Annotated in this window: 19 protein-coding genes and 1 other annotated feature (1 of these 20 only partly in view); of the genes, 13 read left to right on the top strand and 6 right to left on the bottom strand. The window is 52.5% G+C overall.

What is annotated here, in order from left to right; translation table 11 throughout:
• Positions 1 to 250 precede the first annotated feature (250 nt).
• Entirely contained in the window at positions 251 to 619 is a 369-nt protein-coding gene (locus tag EI42_RS10370) for a hypothetical protein (protein ID WP_111321557.1), read from the top strand.
• Positions 620 to 751: 132 nt separating this feature from the next.
• Here EI42_RS10370 and EI42_RS10365 read toward each other — a convergent pair whose 3' ends face one another.
• The 3 genes from EI42_RS10365 to EI42_RS10355 form a co-directional block, all read right to left on the bottom strand.
• Positions 752 to 2,875 carry a serine/threonine-protein kinase gene (locus EI42_RS10365; protein WP_137686240.1) on the bottom strand — a complete coding sequence of 708 codons (2,124 nt, stop codon included), beginning with the start codon at positions 2,873 to 2,875 and terminating at the stop codon, positions 752 to 754.
• 354 nt (positions 2,876 to 3,229) lie between these two features.
• Complete coding sequence (locus tag EI42_RS10360) at positions 3,230 to 5,128, bottom strand: serine/threonine protein kinase (protein ID WP_111321553.1); 1,899 nt, start codon at positions 5,126 to 5,128, stop codon at positions 3,230 to 3,232.
• A gap of 117 nt (positions 5,129 to 5,245) precedes the next feature.
• Positions 5,246 to 6,688 carry a cation diffusion facilitator family transporter gene (locus EI42_RS10355; protein ID WP_111321551.1) on the bottom strand — a complete coding sequence of 481 codons (1,443 nt, stop codon included), beginning with the start codon at positions 6,686 to 6,688 and terminating at the stop codon, positions 5,246 to 5,248.
• A 931-nt stretch (positions 6,689 to 7,619) separates the two neighbouring features.
• Here EI42_RS10355 and argC point away from each other — a divergent pair.
• The 8 genes from argC (at position 7,620) to hisF (ending at position 16,696) form a co-directional block, all read left to right on the top strand.
• Complete coding sequence (gene argC, locus EI42_RS10350; RefSeq protein WP_111321549.1) at positions 7,620 to 8,693, top strand: N-acetyl-gamma-glutamyl-phosphate reductase; 1,074 nt, start codon at positions 7,620 to 7,622, stop codon at positions 8,691 to 8,693.
• A 69-nt stretch (positions 8,694 to 8,762) separates the two neighbouring features.
• Positions 8,763 to 9,632: an acetylglutamate kinase gene (argB, locus tag EI42_RS10345; RefSeq protein WP_111321547.1), complete on the top strand. Its 870-nt coding sequence runs from the start codon at positions 8,763 to 8,765 to the stop codon at positions 9,630 to 9,632.
• A 73-nt stretch (positions 9,633 to 9,705) separates the two neighbouring features.
• Complete coding sequence (locus EI42_RS10340) at positions 9,706 to 11,199, top strand: histidine--tRNA ligase (RefSeq protein ID WP_111321545.1); 1,494 nt, start codon at positions 9,706 to 9,708, stop codon at positions 11,197 to 11,199.
• Positions 11,196 to 12,263, top strand: coding sequence for an ATP phosphoribosyltransferase (hisG, locus tag EI42_RS10335; RefSeq protein WP_111321543.1), 1,068 nt, complete (start codon positions 11,196 to 11,198; stop codon positions 12,261 to 12,263). The genes EI42_RS10340 and hisG overlap by 4 nt, the downstream gene beginning before the upstream one ends.
• Before the next feature lie 2 nt (positions 12,264 to 12,265).
• Positions 12,266 to 14,596 carry an HAD family hydrolase gene (locus tag EI42_RS10330; protein ID WP_111321541.1) on the top strand — a complete coding sequence of 777 codons (2,331 nt, stop codon included), beginning with the start codon at positions 12,266 to 12,268 and terminating at the stop codon, positions 14,594 to 14,596.
• Between the two features lie 3 nt (positions 14,597 to 14,599).
• Entirely contained in the window at positions 14,600 to 15,208 is a 609-nt protein-coding gene (gene hisH / locus EI42_RS10325) for an imidazole glycerol phosphate synthase subunit HisH (RefSeq protein ID WP_111321539.1), read from the top strand.
• A complete protein-coding gene (gene hisA / locus EI42_RS10320) occupies positions 15,205 to 15,942 on the top strand; it encodes a 1-(5-phosphoribosyl)-5-[(5-phosphoribosylamino)methylideneamino]imidazole-4-carboxamide isomerase (protein WP_111321691.1) in 738 nt (245 codons plus the stop codon). The genes hisH and hisA overlap by 4 nt, the downstream gene beginning before the upstream one ends.
• Complete coding sequence (gene hisF / locus EI42_RS10315; RefSeq protein WP_111321537.1) at positions 15,932 to 16,696, top strand: imidazole glycerol phosphate synthase subunit HisF; 765 nt, start codon at positions 15,932 to 15,934, stop codon at positions 16,694 to 16,696. Before hisA ends, hisF begins: the two co-directional genes overlap by 11 nt.
• Positions 16,697 to 16,901: 205 nt before the next feature.
• Here hisF and EI42_RS10310 read toward each other — a convergent pair whose 3' ends face one another.
• The gene (locus EI42_RS10310; protein WP_111321535.1) at positions 16,902 to 17,123 is read right to left on the bottom strand and encodes a helix-turn-helix domain-containing protein; all 222 of its coding nucleotides are present in this window, start codon (positions 17,121 to 17,123) and stop codon (positions 16,902 to 16,904) included.
• Positions 17,124 to 17,371: 248 nt separating this feature from the next.
• Here EI42_RS10310 and EI42_RS10305 point away from each other — a divergent pair, with 248 nt between their 5' ends.
• The 4 genes from EI42_RS10305 to EI42_RS10290 all read left to right on the top strand — a co-directional run bounded on the left by EI42_RS10305 (position 17,372) and on the right by EI42_RS10290 (position 22,072).
• The gene (locus tag EI42_RS10305; protein WP_111321533.1) at positions 17,372 to 19,078 is read left to right on the top strand and encodes a recombinase family protein; all 1,707 of its coding nucleotides are present in this window, start codon (positions 17,372 to 17,374) and stop codon (positions 19,076 to 19,078) included.
• Between the two features lie 191 nt (positions 19,079 to 19,269).
• Positions 19,270 to 20,034, top strand: coding sequence for a superoxide dismutase (locus EI42_RS10300; protein ID WP_111321531.1), 765 nt, complete (start codon positions 19,270 to 19,272; stop codon positions 20,032 to 20,034).
• A gap of 200 nt (positions 20,035 to 20,234) precedes the next feature.
• Positions 20,235 to 21,161, top strand: coding sequence for a phosphoribosyl-AMP cyclohydrolase (hisI, locus tag EI42_RS10295; protein ID WP_111321529.1), 927 nt, complete (start codon positions 20,235 to 20,237; stop codon positions 21,159 to 21,161).
• Positions 21,162 to 21,322: 161 nt separating this feature from the next.
• Positions 21,323 to 22,072: an HAD family hydrolase gene (locus EI42_RS10290; protein WP_211326111.1), complete on the top strand. Its 750-nt coding sequence runs from the start codon at positions 21,323 to 21,325 to the stop codon at positions 22,070 to 22,072.
• Positions 22,073 to 22,127: 55 nt separating this feature from the next.
• On the opposite strand, the gene ileS is transcribed toward EI42_RS10290, so the two are convergent.
• Together ileS and EI42_RS10280 are read right to left on the bottom strand one after the other, a co-directional pair.
• Positions 22,128 to 25,424, bottom strand: a complete 3,297-nt coding sequence (ileS, locus tag EI42_RS10285) for an isoleucine--tRNA ligase (RefSeq protein WP_111321525.1) — start codon at positions 25,422 to 25,424, stop codon at positions 22,128 to 22,130.
• Between the two features lie 84 nt (positions 25,425 to 25,508).
• Positions 25,509 to 26,234, bottom strand: coding sequence for an alanyl-tRNA editing protein (locus EI42_RS10280; protein ID WP_111321523.1), 726 nt, complete (start codon positions 26,232 to 26,234; stop codon positions 25,509 to 25,511).
• Between the two features lie 52 nt (positions 26,235 to 26,286).
• Positions 26,287 to 26,354 (bottom strand) — a binding site (T-box leader); it runs 191 nt beyond the window's last position.

Below are 26,354 nucleotides of genomic sequence, written 5' to 3'. Positions count from 1 at the left end.
GCAGAGTAGCGCACTTTTGCCCTTGATTGAAAAGGAAAACCAGAGTTTCGCTCCCAATGGTACAGGCTGAAACCCTGGTTTTCCTTTCTTTTTGAAAGTGGTCTCATGGCTGTGATAAGATAAAAGGGCTGTGTGGACGAATTTGCATTGCACAATGTGTGTCTGATAGTGTATAAAGGCATTGTACTGTGAACCCCTTTGCAGAGGGGGAAATGTCTCAAATGAGCAAATGCATTAGAGCGAGGGTGTAATGACGCATAAACCTGAAAGGTGCCAGCAGCTACGCCGTTTGCAAGAACAGCTCACGAGTCAGGTCAAGACCTTGCGTGAAAATCTTGAGAAGGCGCAACAGGCTGGCATCAGTACCTCTGCGGAGTCTCTCAATACGATCAAAAGCTTGCAATCTGCACTGCATACGATCACAAGAGAGCTTCAAAAATGTCCTCCCGATCAGGTGCAAGCTGAAGTAGTTGCTGCTTCGTCGGAACACGATCCATCATCACTGGTACGTCAAGCGAAAGGAGTTATCTCAGCTCAGCGCGTTCGTAACTGGTTTCCCGATTCAGAACAGCGGGATCGCGATGATGAGTTCGAAAGTATCGTAGACGTGCTCGAATAAATGATTGTTCTTATCCTTTTTCACTAAGCCATTCCCCGTAGTATTGATGGTGCTACGTTTTGTAATATGATCAATGACAGAAAGAAGGAAGCGTCCGGGGTCTTGTTCCCGGACGCTTCCTTCTTGGAGCTTTTAGTATGCATAAATGGCGACGTTTTTGACGACCACGCTTGAGCCTGGCTGAACAAGAATACCACAGGCATAAGAGGAGGAGACCTGATTCATCGCATTACCATTATAGGCATCTTTAATCTGCATTGTGGCATTGCCGCCCTGCACCTGAATGGCGATGGTGATTTCATCATGCAGATTTGAGATACCCGACGCTATCGGGGAAGATGTCATGCTATTCTTCACCTGCATATTCTCGTCATGAGCCTCCGCGACCCATGCCCCAGCCTCATTGAAGACAAAGGCATCATAGAGCTTATTGGTGTCCTCATTGGTGTAGATCACCCCGAACGAGCCGCTTGTGGCCTTGATCTGAAGCTGGATAACATAGTTTGTTAATCCCTGTGGTTGATTGGGCCAGCTCTGAAGCAAGAGTCCTCCGGCGTTTCCTCCGGCATGCAAGGTAACATCAGTGTCATTGCAGGTGACGGTGAGGCCTGCAACTGTCTTCCATTTCCCTCCGCGCTGATCGCAATCAGGGCCCGGTTGTTCTGTTCCGTAAAGACGTTCGCCTGCATTGACGATGGGTGAGGGTAGATGAAGCTCTTTGAGCGGCTTCTTATCCTGTGCTGTTGCTGTGGCGGTAGCGTTGAGCGAGGTCTGTGCTCCCCCTGGAGGTGTGCTACTGGCCTTGTTATTCCCATTGAGGATATAGAAATAGGATGCCAGTCCGCCAACGATTACCAGGAGCGCCAGAAGGACACCAAGCATTACCATCAAGCGTGGCTGACGTCTGGCGCCTGTCTGTTGTTGTATGGTATTCGGCTGAACAGGTGTCGCTGGCGGAACCGGTGGCGTTTGTGGCGGAGGATAGACCAGGCCGTTCTTATAAGAAGGAGCAGAGGGCACTTTCTGCGAACTATAGAGCTGAGGGCCAGGTTGCGGCTGTCCCTGTTCTAATGGGCGTGATGGCGTTTGTGGTGCGATCTGTGGCGGTATTCTGGTCGGCGTATGGGCAACAGTTCGCGCGCTATAGGGGCTTCCTCCCATCCCGATTTCTGCCGGTTGTGACGAGGTGCGAAGCGGCTGTCCACCGGCAGGATATGGAGGTGTTGCCATTGGCCCGGTTGTTTCCAGTTCCAGCCGCGTCTCTGCATCATCGATACCGGCAGTGTCGGGGGTGTAGGGTTTGGGTTCCGGTGGCGGTGTGATGGTCTGCATATCGACAAATTTGGATAGATTTGTCTCCGGTGGTCGCTTTGCGTTCTCTGCTGCTATTTTCAGGGCACGTGCAAGCTCACCGATGCTGTTATAGCGCTGTTCCGGCTCTTTGGCGATTGCCTTAAAGACAACGGCCTCCATTTCAGGGGTCACTTTAGGGTTCAGCTTGCGAAGTGAGGGCGGCTGCTCAAGCGTATGTTTGATCGCGATTGCTACAGGAGAGGTTCCGGTGAAAGGAACAGTGCCTCCGAGCATCTGAAAAAGGGTGATCCCAAGCGAATAGATATCAGTGCGGTGGTCGACTGGCTTTCCTGTGCCCTGTTCTGGAGAAAGATATTCAGGTGTACCAACGATAGTCCCGGCGCTGGTCAGGCCCGCGGGTGTGCCATGTGTTCTGAAATCACTTTCCTTGATATCGCGTAGCACTTTTGCCAGCCCAAAATCAGCCAGCAAGACTCTGCCATCTGCATGAAAGAGGATATTTGCCGGTTTGAGGTCCCGGTGGACGATGCCCTGAGCATGAGCGCTGTCTAAGCCATCAGCAGCCTGTTCTATGATCGGGATTACTTCTTCAATAGGTAGTATGCCTTTTTGTTCCAGGCGGTCCTTGAGTGTGCCGCCGGTCACATAAGGCATGACCAGATATGCAATATCCTCGTCCTCACCATACTCATAGACTGGCATGATGTTGATATGGTCAAGGGCGGCGATCGCATCCGCTTCGCGTCGGAAGCGCGCCAGGAACTCTGCTCGCGGTCGTTTTTCCATGACTGTTGCTGGAAGCAGGACTTTGACTGCGACCGTACGCCGTGGCCGCGCCTGTTGCGCTAGATAGACCGCACCCATTCCACCTCGTCCGAGGAGACGCCGGATTGTGCATGTTCCGAGCGTTTTACCTATGAGCTCATTGTAATCTATTATCACGCTCGTCAATCCTCTCACATGAAATATATCTTCATTGTTATTCTTTATATCTTCGCAGGTTGTGCAGGACTCTCCTGATTTCGTTGACCGGGATGACGCCACGAGACTGAACTGCTTGCAAGAACGGGTGCTCCCTTCTCAAAGCGAGGCCCTGTACATTGTATACCCTTCTGTTCCTATCACTGTGCACATCTGCATATTCAAACGTGTCATGAAGGCAAACCAGAAGGGTAACTATGAGGCCCGGGCCTGTGGCGTTCTTCTACCCCTTTACTATAATATACAGTCTTTCAGGATGGTAGTGGCTAGTACTTTCTCCTGACTGTACGTGTTAATCGCGCTTCACAAGCGGAATCAGCCGATAGCATATAGCTCGAATTTGGTGCATACCACGCTTGCATTTGCATCAAGAGCAATACCTGCTGTTCCAAGAGTGTATGTAGAATCGGAAAAGGATTCTATCAACTGTTTGTTGACATAGAAACTGAACTCTGCGCCGCTGACCTTAACTGACAGGGTGATGGTTCCTCCTGCGTTGAATGTCCCTTCCGTCAGGAGGGTCGGCGCTCCTGTTTCATTATTATACACTGTTGCTGTCCAGGTGTGCTTTGGCGCTACAAGAACTGTGTAGGTCCCTTGTTGTTGTCCGGGCTGGTTGCGGAAATACAGCCCGAAGGTCCCGCTATTTTCCTGCATGCGGAAGGTGGCCTGTACAACATAGTCTGAGGCATAGGCCTGACCGCTTGCCAGCGCTTTAAGGAAGGTTCCTTGTAGCTGTTGTGTGGCTGTAGTATGGGTAAGCTGTGTGCCTCCGCTGTTCAAGCAGGTAATCTGTATTCCGTTGAAATTGTCCCAGATTCCCCCCTGGCGGTCGCATTCTTCACCAACCATCCCGGTTGCATAGAGCAATGGGCCCGTTTGGAGCGTATTGATCGGCTTGCTGGTTGGCGTCGGCGACGGTGTCGGTGAAGGGGGAGGGGATGGTGCAGACGTAGCTGTTGCCGTCTCCCTCGGCGTCATCGTTGTTGCCACGGTTTCTGTATGCTGTTGGGTTGTCGCTGGCGCGGTGGCGGTTGGTTGGGGGCTCGCATTGGGGCCACGCAGCAGAAAAAAGCCAAAAGTGCCGACTGTTAGTAGTAGGACGACGAGTAACCCAACGGTAATGATTTGCCAGAAGCGCTGCTCTTTGGAGGGCGAACTGACTGGTGGTTGTGTCTGGCCGCCGTGTGATGGTGGCACCAGTGTCGGAGCTGATTGCCAGGGTGGTGGTGTGCTTGGCTCTCGTGGCTGCGTGGTTACTCCGGGGACCCGGGTTGGTATTTGTCTCGAGGGGCTCGGCGTCAGCACTGTAGGGATATATTCCTGTATATCGTCGGCTGCCTGTGGATGCCCCGCTGTTTGGATGGCTTGACGGAGGGCGGCTGCCATCTCTCCGGCAGAGTTATAGCGCTCTGCTGGCTGTTTGGCCGTTGCCTTTTGCATCACGGCGTCGACGGCCTCAGGAATGGAGCTTCTCTGTTCATGAAGCCGGGGCAAGGAGTCGTGTAGCTGTTTGACTGCCAGAGCAAAAGGAGTCTCTGCTTGAAATGGTGTTTGACCGCTCAACATTTCGTAGAGCATCACGCCGAGCTCGTAAATGTCGGCGTGATGATCAATAGTTGTTCCCTGAACCATTTCCGGGGCCATATATTCGGGGGTGCCAAGCAGGACCCCGGTCTGTGTCAGCGTTTGCCCTCGGGGTGTCTCCTGTAGAATGCGGGCCAGACCGAAATCAGCGAGAACAAGGCGCCCATCTTCATGGAGCAGAAAATTGGAGGGCTTGAGATCCCGATGAATGATGTTGCGTGCATGGGCATAATCAAGGGCTGAGGCTGCCTGATCGATATACCGTGATGCATCTATCAGGGAAAGAGCCCCGCGCTTTTTCAGGAGATGGCGCAGATTGCCTCCTGTTAAATAGGGGGTGATGAGATAGGCCAGATGGTCTTGTTCATTGTACTCATAAATGGGAAGAATATGCGGGTGTTCCAGGCTAGCGATCACATTTGCTTCGCGCCTGAAGCGAGCCAGGAATTCCTGATAGACCTGCGGGTCCAGGGTAACAGGTGAATGGAGTACTTTGACTGCAACCTTTCTGTGAGGTCGCGTCTGTTGCGCCAGATACACAACGCCCATACCGCCGCGTCCCAGGAGCGTTTCAAGGGTACACGTACCCAGGGTTTTTCCGATCAGTGCATCAATATTATCGCTCACGTATGTTACTTCTATCCTTTCATATGACTTACTGCGGCTGTAAGGAGACGTGAAAGTGCCTGAACGAGATATGCTCAAATTATACGCGATAATTGCCGCAATGGGGAGTATCTTCAACTATTGCGCTTCGGGAGGTTCGGTATGAATAATAATGCTGCCCAGATTGGGATAGCTGCGCCTGAGCGCTCGTTTGATCTCTTCGGCCTCAATATGCACCTGACTGACCGGGGCGTGGGCGTCAAACACAGTATGCAGCACAAGGTCCAGTTCTACCGGATGGCGTCCCTCAGGCTGTGGAGCCGGGCGATACAGGCGAATATCGTGTGCGCTCCCTTTGCCCGCGATCATATCGGCAATATGCATAATCCGTTGAGCCATTTCGGTGTAGTGTCTGGTGACATCCTGACGGGGCAGAATAGTGTGATTGGGGGCTTCAATATGGGTAGTCACGCGGCGAAGGAGCTTATTCTGTTGCAGCAGGGCTTGCTCAAGACGTGTGGCTTCTTCGTGTGCCTGTCGTAGATCCATATCGGACTGTACCTCGACATCAAAGGAGGCCTCAAGCTTGCCTTCAATCTCCTGAATGTGGATATCATGAACATGGATGCCTTGTTTCTTTGCCAGATAGTGGATCTGCTCACTGAGGGTCTCATCTGGTGCTGCTACTGGCTCAACGTGTACAACGATATCTATTTCTCCCTGTGGAGAGATGCGGCGCACAACGTCCATTGCCGCTTTTTCGACGCGCTCGCTGAGTTCATGGGTTTGTTCAAAGCTGAAGGTACGGGGGGCGGCGATGATCAGATCGGTGAAGGTTTTATTGCCAGCGCGGCGGCTGCGCACGCGCCTGATCTCGATCACATCCTTGATGCTGCCTATTTCAGTGCCCAGTTGTTCGCGAAGCTTCTCGGGTGCGCGATCAATCAGGGCGTCGATGGTTTCCCGTGCGAGGCGCAGACTGACCCGCAGGACGATTATCGAGACGCCAAGCGCCGCGAGGGCATCGGCATTCCTCAGCCACTCTGGGAGGGAGAATTGTTTACTCAGGAAGACGACTAGCAGACCCACAATTACAACACTGGAACTCCAGATATCCGAGCTGAAGTGCAGTGCGTCCGCTTCTAAGGCCTGACTGCCCAGTTTGCGTGCAACTTTGAGCAGGGCACGGGAGCGGCTGTAATCGACGATGATTGAGATACCCATCACGAGAAAGGCCCAGATGCTCAGGTCAAGCTGTTCACCGTGGAAAAAGAGCCGCTGGACAGCCTCATAGACAACCCAGAGGGCGGTGAGGATCAACAGGACGACTTCAATAAAAGCCGAGAGGTTCTCTATTTTCTCGTGCCCGTAGTGGTGTTCGGCATCGGCTGGCTTGTCGGCAACACGCACGGCAAAGAAGGTCATCAGCGCTGTAACAAGGTCTAGAGCAGAGTGAACCGCTTCGGCGAGAATACCCAGGCTTCCGGTGAGCAGGGCAACGATGATTTTCAAGGCTGTCAGTCCGATCGCGGCTCCTACTGATGAGAGGGCAACGATCGTCTTTTCACGTCGCGCTGTCATGAATTTCTGCCTCTGTGTTGTATAAATGATGGTTTGGTGCAGGCCATATTGTACGTGATGTTGCTGTATTGGGCAAGCATACTTTTTGCTACTCCTATTTTTGGGGGATGAGACCTCCCCCATCCGGGCAATCGTCAATATCCAAAGTATCTAGATTTTTTCGCTCTGTTGACATCTGGTACTGCTGCTGTTATGCTTTACTTTGAGAGGATGAGAAGTCCTGTTTTTTCGGACAGGATGAGGAAACGCGATTCTGAACAGAAGGAAAAAGATGTGACTTCTGGCTGTGAATACTCGTTTCTCTATAGAAGAGCATTGCAGGTATAGAGCGGCTTGCTGACGAAGGGTCTTGAGAAGCCCGGGCAAGCGCTATATCGTACCGATCGGCAGTCGGGAACGAGCGGGTCTGAACAACCGCAAACGCTTCTGGACAGCCCGTTTTCCTGTAATGGCAAGCGTTGGCTGGATGAAGGAAGAAACCTCAATTGATAGAGCCCTCTTATTGAGAGAGAAGAGACCGGTTGGGGTATGTCGGTCTACACAAGCGAATATCAGGAATCTGTCCCGCTGTGATCGAAACCAGTATGAGGCATGGAACCAACAGCGAACCGGGATATGGTGAGAGGCCGGCTGGAGAGCCAGCTTCAGAACGCGTTCGTGAGCGGCTGACCGAAGAAAATTCTCGTTTGTCTGAGAGTAAGTAGGTCGGATGGTAGAGGCTCCCATGCAGAGAGATCTGAGCCAGAGAGTGGTCTTTCCGCCCTCACGATGGTGTGGTAATGATGGAGACTGTGATGAGAGAGTCTACCTGAGGGAAAGGCAATCCGGGTGGTACCGCGGGAGCATTGTTTCGGCTCTCGTCCCTGTGTAACAGATAGGGATGAGGGTTTTTTTATTGCCATTTTTTAATCTGTCATGATAGGTGGTTGCTATGATCAGTGTCTCTATTGTGAATGTGACAAGCTATACAGGCCTGGAACTATTGCGCTTGTTGGCCTGTCATCCACAATTTGAAGTCGTTTCAGTGACCGCGCGGAGCGCCGTCGGGCAACGGTTGTGCGATGTTTTCCCTCAGCTTCGTGCCCTCACTGCTTCCTCATCGGTGCATCCTGAAATGGTGATTACCGAGAAGCCTGCACGAACGGACCTCGCTTTTGTCTGTCTGCCCCATGCCGCAGCGGCGGAAGCGGTGCTTGAACTGGTGCAACAGGGAACAAAAGTTGTTGATCTCTCGGCTGACTTCCGTTTGCATGATGTCGCCGTTTATGAGCAGTGGTACAAACATGTTCACCCTGCTCCACAGATGCTGGAAACCGCTGTCTTTGGGCTTTGCGAGCGCTATCGTGAGCAGATAGCACAGGCATCAATCGTGGCGAACCCCGGTTGTTACGCGACAACAGCGATTCTGGCATTGTTGCCCGCCTTTGCCGCTGGCATTGTTGAGCCTGATGTGGTGGTTGACGGAAAATCTGGGATCAGTGGTGCTGGCCGCAGCCCGAAGCAGAACACACACTATTCGGAGGCCAATGAAGATATCAGTGCATATGGCCTGGATGGGCATCGTCATCAGCCTGAGATTGTTCAAGAGTTGATCGCCGGTGCTGAAGCAGGTGGGCATCCGCTTGCGAATGGGCTTCGCCTTACATTTATTCCTCACCTTGTACCGATGACCCGGGGCATCCTGGCGACCTGTTACGCCTCATTGAAGCCGGAGGCTTTTGAGCGCTACGCTTCAAAGGAGGCATTGCGAGAACTCTATACTGAATATTATGCTGATGAGCCCTTTGTGCACGTCGTTGATACACCACCTCATACCAAATGGAGCTACGGAAGCAATCACTGCTTTATCTATCCCGTTGTTGACAAACAAGCGCAGCGCCTGATTGTGGTCTCCTGCCTGGATAATTTGATGAAAGGGGCATCCAGTCAGGCTGTGCAGAATGCAAACCGTCTCTTCGGGTTGTCGGAAACAACTGGACTGGCGGGAATCGGCGTTTATCCCTGAGTTTTCATTCCTGAAATCGGCGCTTCCCGGTGAAGCGCGCGGTAAGAGTGAAGGAGGTACATTTCTTTCATGGCGATTACCTATTCGCTGGATGCGGAGGGCAATATCATCAGCGATCAACATCTTATTGCACAGGTACTCAGTGAGGCCATTTCGTATATTAACTTTCTCAAAGGCAAGATTCTGGTGATAAAATTAGGTGGGAGCATGCTTGAGCATCAGCAAGAAGTCTTGCAGGATGTTGTATGGCTCCACCAGTTGGGCGCTCACCCTGTCCTTGTACATGGGGGCGGACCCTATATTAATGAGTGGCTGACCCGTTTACAGATCCCGACCCGCTTCATCAACGGGCTACGTGTCACTGATGAGCAGACATTAGAAGTGGTGCGAATGGTTCTCTCCGGCCAGATTAACCAGCGTCTGGTGTTGATGACAGCTCAACTGGGGGGAAATGCGGTCGGGCTGACCGGAACCGATGGCGGTATGCTGCGTGCTCATATCGCTGATGAGCGACTGGGATATGTGGGCGAAATTGATGAGGTAGACCCCGCACCGATCCAGGCAATGATTGAACAGGGCTTTATCCCGATCATTGCCCCGCTTGCTCAGGGTGCTGGAGCCTCTTGTCTGAATATTAACGCCGATCTGGCTGCTGCCCATATCGCGGGCGCTTTGAATGCGGAAAAGCTCATTTTCTTGAGTAATGTTGTCGGGATCTGTGGAGCCGATGGGACCCTGATTTCAGAATTGAGCGAGGCAGAGGCCCGCAAGCTCATTGAAGAGGGGATTATCAGTGGTGGCATGATCCCGAAGGTATCGGCCTGCCTGGATGCGCTGGCTGCCGTGCCGCGAGTCCATATTGTTGATGGCCGTGAGCAGCATGTGTTGCTCCGCGAACTGTTCACGAATCAGGGTGCCGGTACCATGATTATCCGTTAAGCGCTTCAGAGAGCGGGGAAAGCCCCTCTCTGAGGCTTTGTCGGTGCAGCTATGCTATTTTGAAAGGATTGGTATGAGGAAGCGCGTTGAGCGATTGCGTGGTATGTATGATCTCTTGCCGGACGTGTATCAGCAACAGCAATGGGTGATTGGAAAACTCGGTTCTTTGCTGGCACAGGCCGGTTATGCACATGTTGACTCTCCTCTCCTCGAACGAAGCGATCTCTTTCATGTCAGCTTTGGACAGGAACTGTGGCAGAACCTCTATGCGTTTCGTTTGCATCAACGCGATCTTTGTCTGCGCCCGGAGTTTACGGCCTCGATCTGTCGACTGTATCTAGACCATTATCAGCAGCAGGCCCTGCCGTTACGCTTTCAGTATGTCGGGCCTGTGTTCCGCTATGAGGCACCCGGTCGCAGTCGCTATCGTCAGCATACACAACTGGGCGTTGAGCTCTTTGGCGGAAGCGCTCCAGTAGCAGATGCGGAGATCCTTCAGTTGGCCTGTGAGATTCTCCATGCTCTGGATATCAGACAGTATCGCCTGGAATTGGGACATATTGCAGTTGCCAGCGGCTTCATTCATCGACTCCATCTGGATAGTCATGCGGCCCATTTACTTCTCAGTTTAATGGAACAGATAAACCGTTCTCCCCAGGGAGAGCGAAATGTTCAGGCGCGACTGGAAGAGCTTTACCCTGCTTCCTCGGGAGGCGCAACGCCCTCGAGCACAAATGGCGAGATTGAAGAGCGTTATATTTCCTCGTTGTTGAGTGGTATCAGCATCTCTTTTGGTGACGATGATGCGCGACGCGAGGTAATTGAACGTTTCCTCTGGAAGATGGGACGAAGCCAGCAGCGACGCCAGATTATGGGTGCGCTGGAGTTTCTCAAGGCGCTGCATGCCGTCTCGGGACCGCCTCCCGAGGTCTTTGGCAGGCTGCGTGAATTACTGGATCGCTATGACCTTGATCCCGCCCCGCTGGCCGAGCTTCAGCAACTGGTGCAGGTCGTGAGTCAGTGCGGCGTGCCTGCCGAGCAGATTATTCTCAATCTCTCGCTTGGACGCGGGGTCAACTACTATACCGGACTGGTATTTGAGATACATGCACAGGATGTGGCAGGCTTCGACTCGCAGTTATGCGGTGGCGGTCGTTATGATCGCCTGGTGCGAGCGGTTGGGGGATCGCGTGATGTCAATGCGTGCGGCTTTGCCTTTGGCGTCGAGCGCCTGCTGAACTATGTGCCCAAAACGAGCATTCCGACCCAGAAGCAGGTACAGGCGATGGTGATACCGGTCAGCGGGCAGGACGTGCCCTATGCGCTGCATGTTGCACAGCTGCTGCGCTCAATGGAGGTGGGGGCGGAAGTTGACGTGAGCGGGCATGGCGTTGGTTCTGGTTTGCGGCAGGCTTCACGCAAAGAATTGTCGCTGGCGCTGATAGTGGGAGAAGATGAAAGAGCTCAGGAAGCGGTGACAGTTCGACACCTGGCGACAGGGACCGAGCAAGTTGTTCCTCTCGCGACTCTCGGCGATTATGTGGCGGTAAAGGAGCAGTATCTATGAGTGAGCGCATTCGTCTGGCGCTTCCTGGAAAGGGCGCTCTGGAAGCAGCAACCATGAATTTTCTGGCGGAATGTGGGCTCAAGGTTCGCCGCAGCAATCCGCGCCAGTATCTTGCCAGCATGAAGAGCCTGCCTGATGTAGAGGTCGTCTTTCAGCGGGCGGCTGATATCCCGGCACTGGTGCAGAGTGGGGATGCGGCGCTTGGAATCACGGGCTATGACATTCTTGCCGAACACCGGGGCTATGGCGATGATGTGACGGATGAGGTAGAAGAGGATGAAGAGGTGCTGGTGCTGGTCAAAGATCTGGGCTATGGAAGCTGCCGTCTGGTGGTAGCGGTGCCTGAAACCTGGATCGATGTGAGTACCTGCGCGGATCTCTGGCATCTGGTCGGCTATTACAGGCAGCATAAAGGGCGTGGCCTGCGGATCGCGACGAAATACCCGGTATTGACGGGGCAGTTCTTACGGCGTCATAATATTACTCATTGTAAGATCTTCTCGCCTCATGGCGCACTTGAAGCGGCTCCGTTAACTGATACCGCTGATCTGATCGTCGATCTGACCGAGACAGGTACAACGCTGCGCGAGAATCATCTGAAGTTGCTTGAAGATGGTGTTGTGCTGCGCTCTCAATCGTGTCTGATCGGCAATGCTCGCCTGCTTGGCCAGGATGCTCATGCGCTGAAGATGACCGAGATTATTCTGGAAATGATTGATGCCCGGGTTCAGGCGCGTAATCGCTCGCTGCTGACAGCCTATGTGAGCTGCAATGATCAGGAGCTTGTGCAGCAAACCTGTGCCAGGATCAATCAGCGTCTCAAGGCGATGGGTATTTCGACCGAGTTTCGTCTGATGACGCCGGATGATGGTGCGGCGCCGGGCTCCTATACCATTTCAGGTGTGGCGCGGGTCGGCGATTCGGCTCCAGAACTGCTGGAGATTATCGCGGTGCTTCGTGCTGCCGGGGCGACCCATGTTCACGTAACGCCGATTACCTATCGTTTTACCGAGAGCTCGGTAAGTGTGCGTGCTCTGCGTGAACGACTGAAAAGGTTGAGGTAGGCATGGCAGAGAAAGTTATTGTTTTTGATCTTGACGGTGTCATTACGAATGAAGAGTGCTACTGGGTAGCGGCAGGCCTGGTACTGCATGAGCTGCTCTATAGTCCTCGCTACTGGAATATCGATGGACGCAAGGAGTATCATGCTCCACAGCATGCCGAGGAGGCGAAGGCGCTGGCAGAGTCCGTCTTTCCGGTAGCACTGATTCAGGGTCTCAAAGCGCGTGCTGTGAACTCCAACTGGGACACGTGCTATGCTGGCTTCAGTCTGTACCTGATAGATCTGCTTTCGCTGTTACCTGCGTCAGCCCGAGAGGCGTTACAGCCCCTGCGTCCCTGGGAGGAAGACTGGAACACTGCTTTCCGCGCAGCCCTTGCTCAGGTGACACTGCCCGAGATCGGACCGCAGCGCCTCTGTTCGCTCAGTGATCCCATTTTTAGCGGGTATACAGGCTTTGCCCTGCTGGATCGCTTTAACACGGTCGCCGAGCAGCGAGCTGGCCTCAAAGATGTGAAGATCTTTTCCCGGTACAGCGACTCCTGGAAGTTTGTTCAGAACATCTTTCAGGAGTGGTACCTTGGCGATACGCTCTACCAGCAGTCTTACAGACGGAAGCCGCTACAGCCTGGAAAGCCTGGCTGTATTCATGATGAGAAGCCACAGCTCCCGCTTGACCAGATTACGACGGCGTTGAAGGCGTTGAGGGCTCAGGGATATACCCTGGCGGTGTGTACCGGGCGTGACTGGCAGGAGGCCACAACGCCGCTGAAAAAGTATGATCTGTATCAGTATTTCGATAAGCTCCATATCGTGACTGATACACAGGTGGTCGAGGCGGAGCAGAGCTATCGCGAGCAGGGCTATACACTCTCTCTTTCCAAGCCGCATCCTTTCCCATTCTTGAAGGCGTTTCGTCCAGAGCATCGACCTGATGCGCCGCTTCCGCCACGAGGAAGCTTTATTGTGGTGGGCGATACGCCAAGCGACGTCCGTGGTGCCGAGGCTGCAAACGCCATCTCGATCGCGGTCTATTCCGGCGTGCGCACAGAGGAAGCACGAGCGCTGCTTGAACAGAGCCAGCCAGATTTTCTGCTGAAGGATATTACCCGGGTTCCAGAGCTGGTGGCGCAATTTGACGATCTTGGGACGATTCAGCGGCTTCAATTTACCGAGAAGGCAAAGGCGGAGCTGCTTTTACAACGCTGGTTCTATCTGCATATGCAACTTGCGACTGCCAGCGTTTCTCTGACGCCGAAAGCGACCTCGCTCAATTCGTTTAACGGTATCTATCGGAGCAATACCGGGGAGTTCTTTTTCAAGACCCATATCGAGGATCAGGGGATCCTGGCCGAATATTATAATGCGAAGCTGTTGACGAAGGCCGGGTATCACATTGTGCGACCGGTACGAACGCTGCACGAGAAAGATCGCCAGATGGTCATCTATCCGGTGGTGCGCTGGCCTGTGATGTTCGATCTTATGCGCGAGGTAGAGACCGGCGATACGCATCGGGCAACTGAAGAGATACTGGTGGAAGCGGAAAAACGTGAATGTGAGCGGCTTCTCTCCATTTATCGCGATAGCTTGCAGTTCGTCTCGCCTGCCGAGCATGCGTCAGCACCTGTTCATCAATTGTTCTGGCATCGGCTCACCGGTGAGCGGCTTAAGACCTTTTACACGGGAAAGCGTATTCCCTTGCCCCGGCATCCTGAGAGCGGGATTCCTTTTGAGGAGCTTCTGACCTATCGCTGGCGAATCAATGGGGTTGTTCAGCCATATACGCTTGGGAAGCTTATCAAGCGTGCTGAGGTGGCTTTGCTCCCCTCGCGTGAGGCGGCAACGGTGGTCGGACATGGTGATGCTCACTTTGGCAATGTCTTTTTAGAGCAGCAACGGGACTATCTCTACTTTGATCCAGCGTTTGCGGGACGCCATTCACCGCTGCTCGATATAATTAAGCCGCTGTTTCACAACGTGTTTGCGACCTGGATGTACTTTCCCTTTGAGGTCGAGCCAACGTGCACGCTTCAGGCGCGTCTGGATCAAGAGGAGCGGGAGGTTGTCGTTGAGTATGACTTTACGCTTGCGCCGGTGCGGTTGGCGCTTCTTCAGACCAAGCTCAAGCATTTGATCTATCCACTGCTTGATTGGTTGCGCTCGATTGATTCACTGCCTGACGATTGGGAAATGATCATCCAATCTGCATTGCTCTGCTGTCCTTTGCTGACCATTAACCTGTTTGATCCGAAGCGGATGCCTCCGCTGATCGGGTGGGTTGGCCTGACGTATGCTGTCTATATGGGGAATAATGGTGTGTTCTCCTGGAAGGATTAAGCAATGATAGCCATTATTGATTATCGAGCCGGGAACATTCACAGTATCGCGAAAGCGCTTGAATATGTGGGTGCGGCGGTACAGGTAACAGATGATCCTGCTGTGGTGAAACAGGCAAGCGCGGTTGTCCTGCCCGGTGTGGGTGCTGCTGGCGCGGCGATGGCGCATATGCAGCAGCATGGGTTGGATGATGCCATTCGGGAGGCGACACAGCAGGGAAAGCCGTTCCTGGGGATCTGTCTTGGTATGCAGTTGTTGGCCGATCACCATGCAGAAGGTGAGACGGTTGGCTTGGGGCTGTTTCCCGGAGAGGTGCGACGTATTCCGCATGGGCCCAAGATCCCACATATGGGCTGGAATCAGGTGCGGCCTTTGCGTGAGAACCTTCCCATTTTTGCCGGGATTGCCCCAGACTCCTACTTCTATTATGCCCATTCTTATTATGTGGAGCCACATGAGCAGAGTGGTGTTGCTGCTGTCACGGATTATGGTTCGCCCTATTGCTCGGTAATTGTGACGGAACAGGTCTGGGGCACGCAGTTTCATCCCGAAAAAAGTGGCGCTGTTGGTTTACAGCTTCTGAAAAATTTTGCCAGATGGGTGCAGCAATGATTCTCTTTCCTGCTATTGATATCAAGGATGGGCGCTGTGTGCGTCTATTTCAGGGGGATTATAACCGCATGACGACGTATGCGGAAGACCCCGTTGAGGTTGCGATGCGCTGGCAGGAGGCCGGAGCGCGCTGGCTCCACGTGGTTGATCTGGATGGGGCTGCTCAGGGGCATCCCGTTCATGTAGAGCTGATTGCACGCATTCGTCAGGCGACCTCGTTGAAGATTGAGGTCGGCGGCGGCTTGCGCTCTCCAGGTCATATCGAACACCTCTTGAGCACTGGAATCGAGCGCGTGATTCTCGGCACTGTTGCGATTACCGATCGCGAGTTGTTGAAGCAGGCGCTCGCGCGTTGGGATGAACGGATCGCTGTCGGAATCGATGCTCGCAATGGCTATGTTGCTATTGCTGGATGGATGGAGGATTCCCAGGTAAAGGCGACGCATCTGGCTCAGGAGCTTGCGCTGCTCGGGGTGCGCCGTTTCATCTATACAGACATCGCCCGAGATGGGGCACTTGTTGGCCCAAATCTTGCGGCTCTGAGCGAGATGCAACAGGCCTCTCCTGCCGCGTTGATCGCTTCTGGTGGCGTGAGCTCTCTGGAGGATTTGCAAGCACTGGCTGCACTGGGAGTGGAAGGCGCGATTATTGGCAAGGCCCTTTATACAGGCGCGGTTGATCTTGCGACCGCTGTACGCGTGATTGAGAAAGAGGAGCGGCCCAATGTTGACTAAACGGATTATTCCCTGTCTTGATGTGGCTGCTGGACGGGTGGTCAAGGGGATCAACTTTGTGAATCTGCGTGATGCCGGTGATCCGGTTGAACTGGCTGCGCTCTACAATGATGAGGGAGCGGATGAGGTTGTGTTTCTGGATATTACCGCTTCCTATGAGCAGCGCGGGACGATGCTTGATGTAGTCAGGCGCACCGCTGAGCGTGTGTTTATCCCGGTCACAGTTGGTGGCGGTATTCGCACAATTGAGGACATTCGCGCAACTCTGAATGCGGGTGCCGATAAAACCTCTCTCAATACCGCCGCTGTGCAGCATCCGGAGGTGCTGCGTGCAGGTGCTGAGCAATTTGGGGCGCAGTGTATCGTGCTGGCTATTGATGCCCGGTCCAATCCTGCATTACCAAGTGGCTATGAGGTCTTTATTCATGGTGGACGCACGCCGACAGGAATGGATGCGCTTGAGTGGGCTCAACGTGGTGTTGAGTTGGGCGCTGGTGAAATCCTGCTGACAAGTATGGACCGGGACGGCACAAAACAGGGCTATGATATTGAACTGACCGCAAAAATTGCGCAGGCTGTTTCGGTCCCGGTGATTGCCTCGGGTGGTGTTGGGATGCTTGAGCACTTCTATGAGGGAGTGACACTGGGCGGAGCGGACGCCGTGCTTGCGGCGTCTATTTTCCACTTTGGCGAATATCGTATAAAGGATGTAAAACAGTATCTCCATGATAAAGGTGTCACTGTGCGGCTTTGAGTGATGTCTGCTGTGCATCCCTGAAGAAAGGGTGACAAAGGAGCGTTCAGAATTGCCGCAGGTAGCAGCACTCCCACACGGCCCATTCCTTACCTGCGGCAACGTCCGTGATCCTCCGCATTTTATTTCAGCCCGCTCCAATGCCAACGTCACCCACTTAGCTGAAAAAACGCGGAGGCTGGAATAGCCCCGCTCACTGCAATTGCTACTTTGCAGGTTGTGCTTCGTCGTTATCGGCGATCAGATCACCAGTTTTAACACCGAGCACTTTTGCAATACGCTCCAATGCATCTAGGACAACGCTTTCACTCTGGTTATACCAATATCTTCTAAGCTGAGACATAGTAACACCAGCTTCACGCTGTAGACGAGACTGGCTTATATTTTGTCGTTCTGCCAGCTCTTTAATTATTAATCTTGCCATCATAACCCCTCTTCTTAAGCGTTTCCGTTCTCACATCAAGACTACTCCCTTTGCATAGTCCTGTCAAGTTTATATGTCTGGGGGATTAGCGTTTATGATATAGCGTTAGCGTATTTACTTTTATAGGCAAAAGTGTTAGAATTGGGAAGGTGTAGTTACTGTCGCAACAGCGAAAGCGATACCTTTTTCAGTTAATTTATACATGTTTTTGCTATTGAAAGAAGCGCAACACAACGAAAGGAGTCGTTTTGATGTACGATCCAGAGAAGTATAGAGGTTTGCGGGCATTGATACTCACACGGGTGTCCACTCTTAAACAGAGAGATACTACCCTCAGCCATCAGTATCAGGAGAGACTCGTTCGCGAAAAGTTGATAGAACCGTTAGGGCTAATTTTAGATCCCAACCATATTATCAGAGATACATATACAGGTCTAGATTTTCGTTACAGAGAAGCCTTGAATCGCATACTAGAACTGGCAGAGCAAAAGGAATTCGATGTGCTATGTATGGAAGTGCTGGATAGAGGGCTAGGACGCAAAGGGCTACAACGCGAATTCTATAGGATGCAGCTCAAAGAATTGGGGGTCAGAATTCTGACAACAGATCCAGAGGAACACGCAGACGATGATAGTCTAGTGGGGGAAATAATACGACTGTTTAAAGGACATAAAGCGGAGGAAGAAATTAATGATTTAGTCAGAAGAACTACTAATGGGAAGATACAGAAAGCGCTAGGAAGCCCAGAGGACAATATACCACCGCAAGTCGTTGGAAGTTCTTCACGACCTTATGGCTATCATTTTACGCTGGATAAGAAGGGCAAAAGATCAGGTCTTACTCCAAATCTCGAAACCATCAAAGATAATCGGGAAGTAACATGGACCGAAGTAAGAGTAGTCAAGTTTATTTTCCGCTGTGCATATAAAGGTATTCCTATTCGTCGCATCGCGCAGAGGCTTAACAAGCTTGAGATACCAGCACCTAGCGTATCCAAGGGAGAAAAAGTTAAATCAAAGGCTGTAGATGGACCTATTCTGTGGCAACCTGCTGTGATTAGTAGAATGCTCAGACATACCGGTTATTGCGGAGAATATCCCATATTTAAAAAACGGACTGTAAAGGTTCCCGGGAGGAAATGGCCTAAATTTGAGATAAGGCCAGACAACGAGCAAATTAAAGTCCCCATACCAGCAATTATTAGCAAAGATATGTTTGAGGTTGTGCAGCAGCATCTTGCGCGCAACAAAAAAATAGCAGCTCCTAATAATCGCAGACCAGAAGATGCATTGCTCAGGGCAGGCATTGCGAAATGTGGTCATTGTGGGGCCAATCTAACAGTAAACAGGCGAGTTAACCATTACAAGAACAGACCTGAAGGACAGCGTGATCAGATAGGCTATAACTGTAGCAGGAAGTACAATGGCCTATATCAATGCCCCGGCTGCTATATCCTTGTACCTATCCTTGATCAAGCAGCATGGAATTTTGCAAAGAAGATCGTGCTCAATCCTTCCATCATTGACAAGCAAATTGAAGAAAGGCGGTCAAAAGACCCGACTCAGGGCCGACGTAAACATGTTAAAGCGAAGTTGGCAGAGATCAGAGAGATGCAGAACTCCTTACGAGCTAACCTTGCAAGGCTTTATGAGGGAAAGATACTCGATCCCGGGACAGAAGCATATCTTACCAATCGATTGCATGAGCTAGCCAAAGAGGAAAAAGAGTGTGAAGCAGAGCTAAGAGACGAGGAAAAAATGCGCAGGGAATGGGCGAAGGCGCAGGAAAAGTTGAACACTGTATATAGAACGTGTGAACGTATACAAGAAAAGATTAACGATCCTGACTATGAATTCACCTACAAAGAGAAGCGGAACCTGTTAGAATTTCTGGAAATAGAGGTTGTAGTATGGGAGAAAAATCATGATCCTCGATTCGAGATAAGGTCGAATTTGTAGAAGATTGCGTTACCCTCTTCATGATAGTATTTGCAGCTCTTTATTTGTTGTGGTCCTTTGCTGCACGGTTTGGTTTTGTCAGACGAATATACTATATGTATATCCTCTTTACAGAAGCTGTTTCTGCATTTTTGTCAGCTTGTAAAGAGTTTCCTGATGAAGTGCGAAGAAATTTTTGTGGATAGAAAGGTATGGAGTCTGTGGATAGAGAGGACCACATAAATAGAAGAGCATTTTTACAGCTTACATCGTTGGCAGTTGGAAGCGGTGTGCTTGTCTCCTGTAGTAATCTTGCTCCTGAAGCAAAGGTAGATCAGACCAATGCAGCCAAAACCGTACAGGAATTTACCCTTCCTCCTCTGGGATATGCCTTCAATGCATTGGAGCCATATATTGATGCGCGAACGATGGAACTGCATCACGACAAGCATCATGCTACCTATGTCAAAAATCTGAACGCGGCGTTGAAAGAGGTCGCTTTACAGGCCTCCTCTGCGGAAGATGTGTTGCGCAAGCTGAACGATATACCGGAAGCGAAGCGCGAGACGGTGCGTAATAATGCTGGAGGACATGTCAACCATACTATGTTCTGGCAGATTATGCGTCCGGGCGGAAAGAAGGAGCCTCAGGGAGAGCTTGCCGAGGCGCTCAAGTCAACGTTTGGCTCGATAGACGAGTTTAAGCAGAAGTTCAATAAGGTGGGAGCCGGGCGCTTTGGGTCTGGTTGGGTCTGGCTTGTCATGAGGAAAGACGGCAAGTTGCATCTCAAGTCGACACCCAATCAGGACAGCCCGATTCTCGAAAATGAGTACCCGATCATGGGCAATGATGTATGGGAGCATGCCTACTATCTGAAGTATCAGAACAAGCGTGCCGATTATTTGAACGCCTGGTGGCACGTCGTGAACTGGGATGAGGTTGAAAAACGATACCAGCAGGCAAAAAAGCAAGCATAGAATCATTCTTCGTGTGACCTTTCTGTTGAATGAGGAGAAAGTATGTTGTTCTACTGGTTCAGCATACTTTCTTCTTTCTTGTAGGCAGGGCTCTTTGCAGCGAGCCGAGAAAGACGGAGTGATGTGGTACTATATACCAAGCAATATGCAAGTAGAAGCGGCGCGTCTTCGCCGTTGCTTTTTGCCGGGAGGTATTTGAGATGGATCTATCCCTCAAGTTTGATAGTCAGGGATATATACCCGTTGTCGTGCAAGATGACAGGACGAACGAGGTCTTGATGGTTGCCTTTATGAATGAAGAGGCGCTTGAATTGACGCGAACAACCGGTTACACCCATTTCTTCAGTCGCTCACGCCAGAAAATCTGGAAGAAAGGCGAGCAGTCGGGAAACGTACAGGAAGTGCGCGGGCTTTATGTCAACTGTGAGGAGAACAGCCTGCTTGTTCGCGTGGTTCAGCACGGAGGAGCTGCCTGTCATGATGGCTACCGCAGTTGTTATTATCGCCAGATTCAGCCAGACAATTCGTATAAGATCGTGGCCGAACGTGTCTTTGATCCCGCACAGGTGTATCATCAGCAGGCGCCAGATGTGGCTTCTCCGCAAATACGCCAGAAGTTGGAGGCGGCCATGCGCCAACTCTATGGCGTCTATATCTATCTGCGCGATCATGATATGAGCGAAGAGTCAAATACATCGCGCCTGCTTCAGGAGCGCAGTCACTCCTATTTGCTGTCTCGCTTAGGAGATGAGCTTGATGAGCTGGCGGAAGTGCAGAGCGGTGAGCATGTCCATTCGGGGCGGCAACCAGATACAATTCTTGAGGGAAGTCAGGTCGGCTACTGGCTGTTCTTGCTGGCGGCGGGAAGTGATATTCCTTTCCAGAGCTTCGCACCACATGAAGCGCTTCTGGAGGGCTATCATGGGCGCTACTCCGAGACCAAGGTCATCGAGTTGCGTGAGGAATGCCTGCGCTCTATTTCTGAAGAAGAGCCGAACGCAATTGCCCGAGGCTTGCATATTGGTTTCTCGCTGATTGGTTGGGCCTGTGCGGCTGCCGGTGTGGAGCCGCTTGCTCCCGCTGAATATGATCTGGAACAGATGCGGCGGAAAGGGCTTGTGCCCTGAGGATGCTGTGAGAGCCCTGCTGGAGACACAGCAGGGTTTTTTATTTCTGGGAAAAAGTGAGAAGAGAGTGTATAATAAAGCTCCCTGGAGAGAAGCAAGCGGACATATTTTCTTTCCTGCAATAATGAAAGTATCAGGTGCCGGCAGCGCTTGATCTAGAAATGGAGTACTACTTGACCTCTCTTCGAGCTGTTATTTTTGATCTTGGCGGCACATTGCTGGATTGGCCGGACTGGGATGAGGATATAGAGCGTCGTTGGGCCCTCTCCTATGATTATCTGGTGGCGAGGTATCCCGAGAACAATTGGCCCTTGCGTGAGGAATATGTGCGGGCTATGCGGCGTGCGGAAAAAGAACACTGGGACAGAGTGGTGACAGTGCATACCAGCGACCAGCCCGAACGCCTGATCCGTGATGGTTTCCACTATCTGGGGCTCCCTGAGAACAAGCGGGCGATGCAACTGGTGCTGGATGGTTACTCACAGGCGGTTATTGGCTGGGCGGAGATTTTCCCTGATACCGTTGAGACGCTGTTGCTACTTCGCAAGCGGGGGTATCGCCTGGGGCTGCTCTCAAATACATGGTGGGCCGGGGCCTGGCATGATGCGGATCTGGCGGCGCACGGTGTGACCGAGTTGCTGGATGTGGTTGCCTATACTTCTGATCTGCCCTACTCCAAGCCGCATCCCTATGTGTTTCACGAAGTCGCGAAACGTTTGCAAGTCGAAACAACAGCATGTGTGATGGTAGGTGATCGCATGGTAGACGATGTAGGAGGAGCGCTTTCCGTCGGGATGCGTGGTGTCTGGCGTCAGAATGATTATCCCTGGCCCAAACCTGAGCACATCACACCGTCTGCCGTGATTACGACTCTGTCAGATCTTCCCTCGATTCTTGAGCAGTGGGGCTAAAAAGAAGGGAGCTCTGGTCACCCCTGTGGGTGCCAGAGCCCTTCGCTTGTTTCTGCTATGACAGCTTGCCGATGACGACTTCGACAGTATAATGATCCAGCTTCTTGAGCTCATTGGGGGCGATGGTCTCGCGGTAGAGCTCTTCGAAGGATGGCTTATCCTTCTGGCTGACGGAGATGAGCAGGTTCCGAGCGAGCGTCTCGCTCTGGATCTCCTCGCCATAGTGGATCAGCATGTTCGCCAGCTCTGCATCAGTATACAGTGCTAACCCGATATGGTCTTCGATATTGAGCCCGGCTTTCTTGCGCATGTCCTGAATAAAGTGGGTCAGGTCGCGCACAATACCTTCCTCACGCAACTCCGGTGTGATCGTCGTTTCCAGCGCCACAATATAGCCGCGCTCTTCAGCCGTGACATAGCCGGGGCGAGCGGTCGAGATGACCTGTACCTCTTCCGGAGTGAGGGTTACGCTCTGATCGCTAACGGTGATGGTCAGCTCTCCGCTGGCGTTAAGCTGCTGGGCGGCTTTCTGCGTATCGAGCGTATCAAGGTTCTTAAAATGAACAATGATCTTCTGCACCAGAGCGCCATATCTGGGACCGAGTACCTTTGCCTGCGGCTTCAGTGTATATGCCAGCATATCGCTATCGCCGCTCATCAGCTTCAGTTCCTTGATGTTCAGCTCTTCAAGCACCTGCTCTTTCAGGCGGAGAATGGCTTCCTCTTCCTCGGGGCTGGTCACACGAACGTGTAGTGCATGCAGCGGCTGACGTACGCGGATCTGTGCCTTTTCACGGGCCGCGCGACCCAGTCCGACCACTCGCATTACAAGATGGGTTTCTTTTTCAAGCTGCTCATCGACCAGTTCTTCGCGGGCAACGGGCCAATCACAAAGATGAACGCTGAGCGGAGCCGCTTTGTTGACGCTGCGCACGAGATTCTGGTACAGTTCCTCGGTGACGAACGGCATAAATGGCGCAAGCAGTGTGACAAGGGTTGTCAGGCACTCATAGAGTGTCAGATAGGCTGAGAGCTTATCGTCATCGAGCGTCGATTTCCAGATGCGCTCTCGGCTTCGGCGCAGGTACCAGTTTGACAGATCGTCCACAAACTCTTGAATGGCTGCGCCTGGCTTGATTGTGTCATAGTGTTCCAGCCCATGTGTGACGGTGCGGATCACTTCCTGTAGCTCAGAGAGAATCCAGCGATCCAGCTCGCTGCGCTTCTCAGGTGCAAGCTGATAGGCTGTCGGATCGAACTGGTCGATGTTGGCATAGGTCACAAAGAACCAGTACACGTTCCAGATCTTATCAATGGTCTTGCGCACCTGCATCCATTTCTCGCTCAGACGCACGGGAACGCCCATCTGCTCGGCCTTCTCCATATCCTCCCTGGTGGGGATGTTGGGGAAGTTCAGATTCTGCTCGGGCACATGGTTTGTATAGAGCCAGCGCATGGCATCGGAACCGACACGTTCCGCAGCATCATCGAAGATCACCAGATTGCCCTTCGATTTGTGCATCGGGGTGCCATCCTCACCATAGACCAGCGCATAGCCAAAGAGCGTTTCAAAGGGATTGGTCTGCTCAAGCACGGTGCTCATGACCAGCATCGAGTAGAACCAGTTCCTGAACTGGCCAGGGAAGGACTCGGTGACAAAGTTTGCCGGGAACCACTGCTTCCAGTATTCGGGATTGGTGCGGTAGCCAAGTGTCGAGAAGGGAACGATACCGGCATCGAGCCACGGGTTGCCGACGTCTTTAATGCGTGAGACTTCCGTGCCACAGTTCTGACACTTGATCTTCACGGCATCGATCCAGGGGCGATGTGGGCTATGGCCGTCGAATTCCTCCCACCCGGAGACGGCGCGCTCTTTAAGCTCCTCTTTGCTGCCGATCACCTCGAAGGTACCGCACTTCGGACAGTCAAAGATAGGCAGTGCCAGACCCCAGTAGCGCTTCTTGGAGATCATCCAGTCGTCCATGTTTTGTAGCCAGTCCATCTCTCGGTCAAAGCCCCATGAGGGCAGCCAGGTGATCTTTTTGACCACTTCCATGATCTCATAGCGCAACTGATCCATCGAGATGAACCACTCATCAACCAGCCGGAAGATGAGTTCTGTCTTACAGCGCCAGCAGGTCGGGTAGCGGTGGCGGTAGTTTTGCGGGCGATAGAGCATCCCTTTCTGCGTCAGGTTCTCGGCGATCTGCTGTGCAACCTCCGAGGCTTTCTGCCCGGTCAGCCAGTCAAAGCCGTCCACATAGACGCCTGACTCATCGACGGGAGCGATCACGGCCAGATTGAACTCTTTACCGAGGCCGAAGTCCTCGCGACCACAGCCCGGAGCGATATGGACAATGCCAGTACCCTCGGTTGCGCTGACATCTTTCCAGGGGATCACCCGGTGCTCGACGCCCTGCGCGGCGGGCAGCTCATCAAAGGGGCCACGATATTTCCAGCCAACCATATCGCTGCCTTTGAGGGTTTCGGTCACGCGATACTCGCCCTTGTCGCGTCCCTTGAGCATCTTCAGAACCGGCAGCAGCTCTTCAGCGAGGTAATAGAACTCGCCATCCTGCTCAACGCGAACGTAGGGCAGATCAGGATGCACGGCAGCGGCCACGTTTGAGGTCAGCGTCCAGGGTGTGGTGGTCCAGGCCAGCAGGTATTCACCCGGGCGGTCAACCAGCGGGAAACGGACATACAGGCTCAGGTGCGTGGTCTCCTTATAGCCCTCAGATTCCATCTCCATATTCGAGATGCCGGTGGCACAGCGAGGACACCAGGGCATCACATCGCGTCCTTTGTAGATCAGGCCACGCTCTTTGCACTTCTTCAGAAAGTACCAGATAGTATAGTTGTTTTCATCGCTGAGCGTGTAATAGTCGTTGCCCCAGTCCATCCAGTAGCCCAGGCGGATGGATTGCTCCATCTGCACTTTCGCGAAACGGAACACGCGCTCCTTACAGCGTTCGACAAAGCGGGCAATTCCGAACTCCTCGATATCCCGCTTGGTCTTCAGGCCGAGCTCTTTTTCCACCTCAACTTCAACCCAGAGTCCCTGGCAGTCGAAGCCGTTCTGATAGCGCTGCTTGTAGCCCTGCATGGTCTTGAAGCGCTGATAGATGTCCTTATAGGTGCGACCCCAGGCGTGGTGGACGCCCATTGGGTTATTTGCTGTAATGGGACCATCGAGGAACGAATAGCGCTTCTCGCTGTTCTCATTGCGTTTGATGTATTGCTGACGGATATTGTGCTGATCCCACCATTGCTGGATTGATTGTTCCAGTTTGGGATACTCTACCTTATCAGCCCCGAGCACAGGCTTGAAAACGGATGATGTAACTGACAAAGTGACCTCCTTTGCACCTTGTGGGAAGCGAAAAGGTGCAACTGTATAAAGAAAAAGGATAAGTGCGAGTGATCGTGAGAACGATTAGCCTTCGCCGAGCACGATTTCCAGACGTTTATTGATGCGGCCTTTGTTCTCAGCCTTTGTGATATAGATATGGCCGACTTCTTTTGTATGGTTGACATGTGTTCCGCCGTCCGCTTGCAGGTCGAGCCCGACGATCTCCACTATGCGAACTTCCTCAATCATAGGCGGAAGCAAATTAATTTTAGTGCGTACCAGATCAGGAATTGCAAACGCCTTTTCCCGGGGCAGGGTATAGACCCGTATCGGATAATCGGCTTCTACCGCTTCATTGATTTTCGTTTCGATATAGGCAATGCGTTCTTTATCCAGATTATCTATTGCGAAGTCCATGCGAGCGCGGTCGGGATACATTTGCCCGCCGGTTACCTGGACGCCAAATTCTTTCCAGATTGTGCCACAGAGAATATGGAGAGCGGTATGTGTGCGCATCATTTTGTAGCGGAACATCCAGTCGATGGTGCCCACTACTTCGGTGCCAACCGCTGGAGGGCTGCAATCAAGCACGTGCCATATCACGTCATTGCGCTTGCTCAGGGCGATGACATTGCCCTCGTAGTCGCCATTACCCCATGAAATGGAACCACGGTCAGCCATTTGCCCGCCGCCCCCGGGATAGAACACAGTGGCATCGAGTGCGATGGCATCGCCTTCAACCGCAACAACACGGGCCGTACATTCATAGGTGTAGCTGTTTGTGTGGTAGATCAGCTTTGTTTTCTCCATGCTGTGTACCTCTCTGAGACTACAGAACCAATAAAAAAAGCCCCTCTCCCTATCAAGGGACGAGAGGAGCTCCCGCGGTACCACCCTGTTTAGCCAGGCAATGAGGCACTGGCTCACTTC

Source organism: Thermosporothrix hazakensis (assembly GCF_003253565.1).
Classification (GTDB): Bacteria; Chloroflexota; Ktedonobacteria; order Ktedonobacterales; family Ktedonobacteraceae; genus Thermosporothrix; species Thermosporothrix hazakensis.
The sequence above is the reverse complement of the archived record's forward strand: the minus strand, read 5'-3'. Positions and strand labels throughout refer to the sequence as shown.

What these genes read in the sequence shown, in the direction of transcription:
- EI42_RS10300 (WP_111321531.1), top strand. Translation starts at nt 19,270, where the DNA reads ATGGAGTCTGTGGATAGAGAGGACCACATAAATAGAAGAGCATTTTTA.
- EI42_RS10340 (WP_111321545.1), top strand. Translation starts at nt 9,706, where the DNA reads ATGAGGAAGCGCGTTGAGCGATTGCGTGGTATGTATGATCTCTTGCCG.
- hisG (WP_111321543.1), top strand. Translation starts at nt 11,196, where the DNA reads ATGAGTGAGCGCATTCGTCTGGCGCTTCCTGGAAAGGGCGCTCTGGAA.
- hisH (WP_111321539.1), top strand. Translation starts at nt 14,600, where the DNA reads ATGATAGCCATTATTGATTATCGAGCCGGGAACATTCACAGTATCGCG.
- argC (WP_111321549.1), top strand. Translation starts at nt 7,620, where the DNA reads ATGATCAGTGTCTCTATTGTGAATGTGACAAGCTATACAGGCCTGGAA.
- EI42_RS10355 (WP_111321551.1), bottom strand. Translation starts at nt 6,688, where the DNA reads ATGACAGCGCGACGTGAAAAGACGATCGTTGCCCTCTCATCAGTAGGA.
- EI42_RS10330 (WP_111321541.1), top strand. Translation starts at nt 12,266, where the DNA reads ATGGCAGAGAAAGTTATTGTTTTTGATCTTGACGGTGTCATTACGAAT.
- EI42_RS10305 (WP_111321533.1), top strand. Translation starts at nt 17,372, where the DNA reads ATGTACGATCCAGAGAAGTATAGAGGTTTGCGGGCATTGATACTCACA.
- EI42_RS10280 (WP_111321523.1), bottom strand. Translation starts at nt 26,234, where the DNA reads ATGGAGAAAACAAAGCTGATCTACCACACAAACAGCTACACCTATGAA.
- EI42_RS10370 (WP_111321557.1), top strand. Translation starts at nt 251, where the DNA reads ATGACGCATAAACCTGAAAGGTGCCAGCAGCTACGCCGTTTGCAAGAA.
- EI42_RS10290 (WP_211326111.1), top strand. Translation starts at nt 21,323, where the DNA reads ATGGAGTACTACTTGACCTCTCTTCGAGCTGTTATTTTTGATCTTGGC.
- argB (WP_111321547.1), top strand. Translation starts at nt 8,763, where the DNA reads ATGGCGATTACCTATTCGCTGGATGCGGAGGGCAATATCATCAGCGAT.
- hisA (WP_111321691.1), top strand. Translation starts at nt 15,205, where the DNA reads ATGATTCTCTTTCCTGCTATTGATATCAAGGATGGGCGCTGTGTGCGT.
- hisF (WP_111321537.1), top strand. Translation starts at nt 15,932, where the DNA reads ATGTTGACTAAACGGATTATTCCCTGTCTTGATGTGGCTGCTGGACGG.
- EI42_RS10310 (WP_111321535.1), bottom strand. Translation starts at nt 17,123, where the DNA reads ATGATGGCAAGATTAATAATTAAAGAGCTGGCAGAACGACAAAATATA.
- hisI (WP_111321529.1), top strand. Translation starts at nt 20,235, where the DNA reads ATGGATCTATCCCTCAAGTTTGATAGTCAGGGATATATACCCGTTGTC.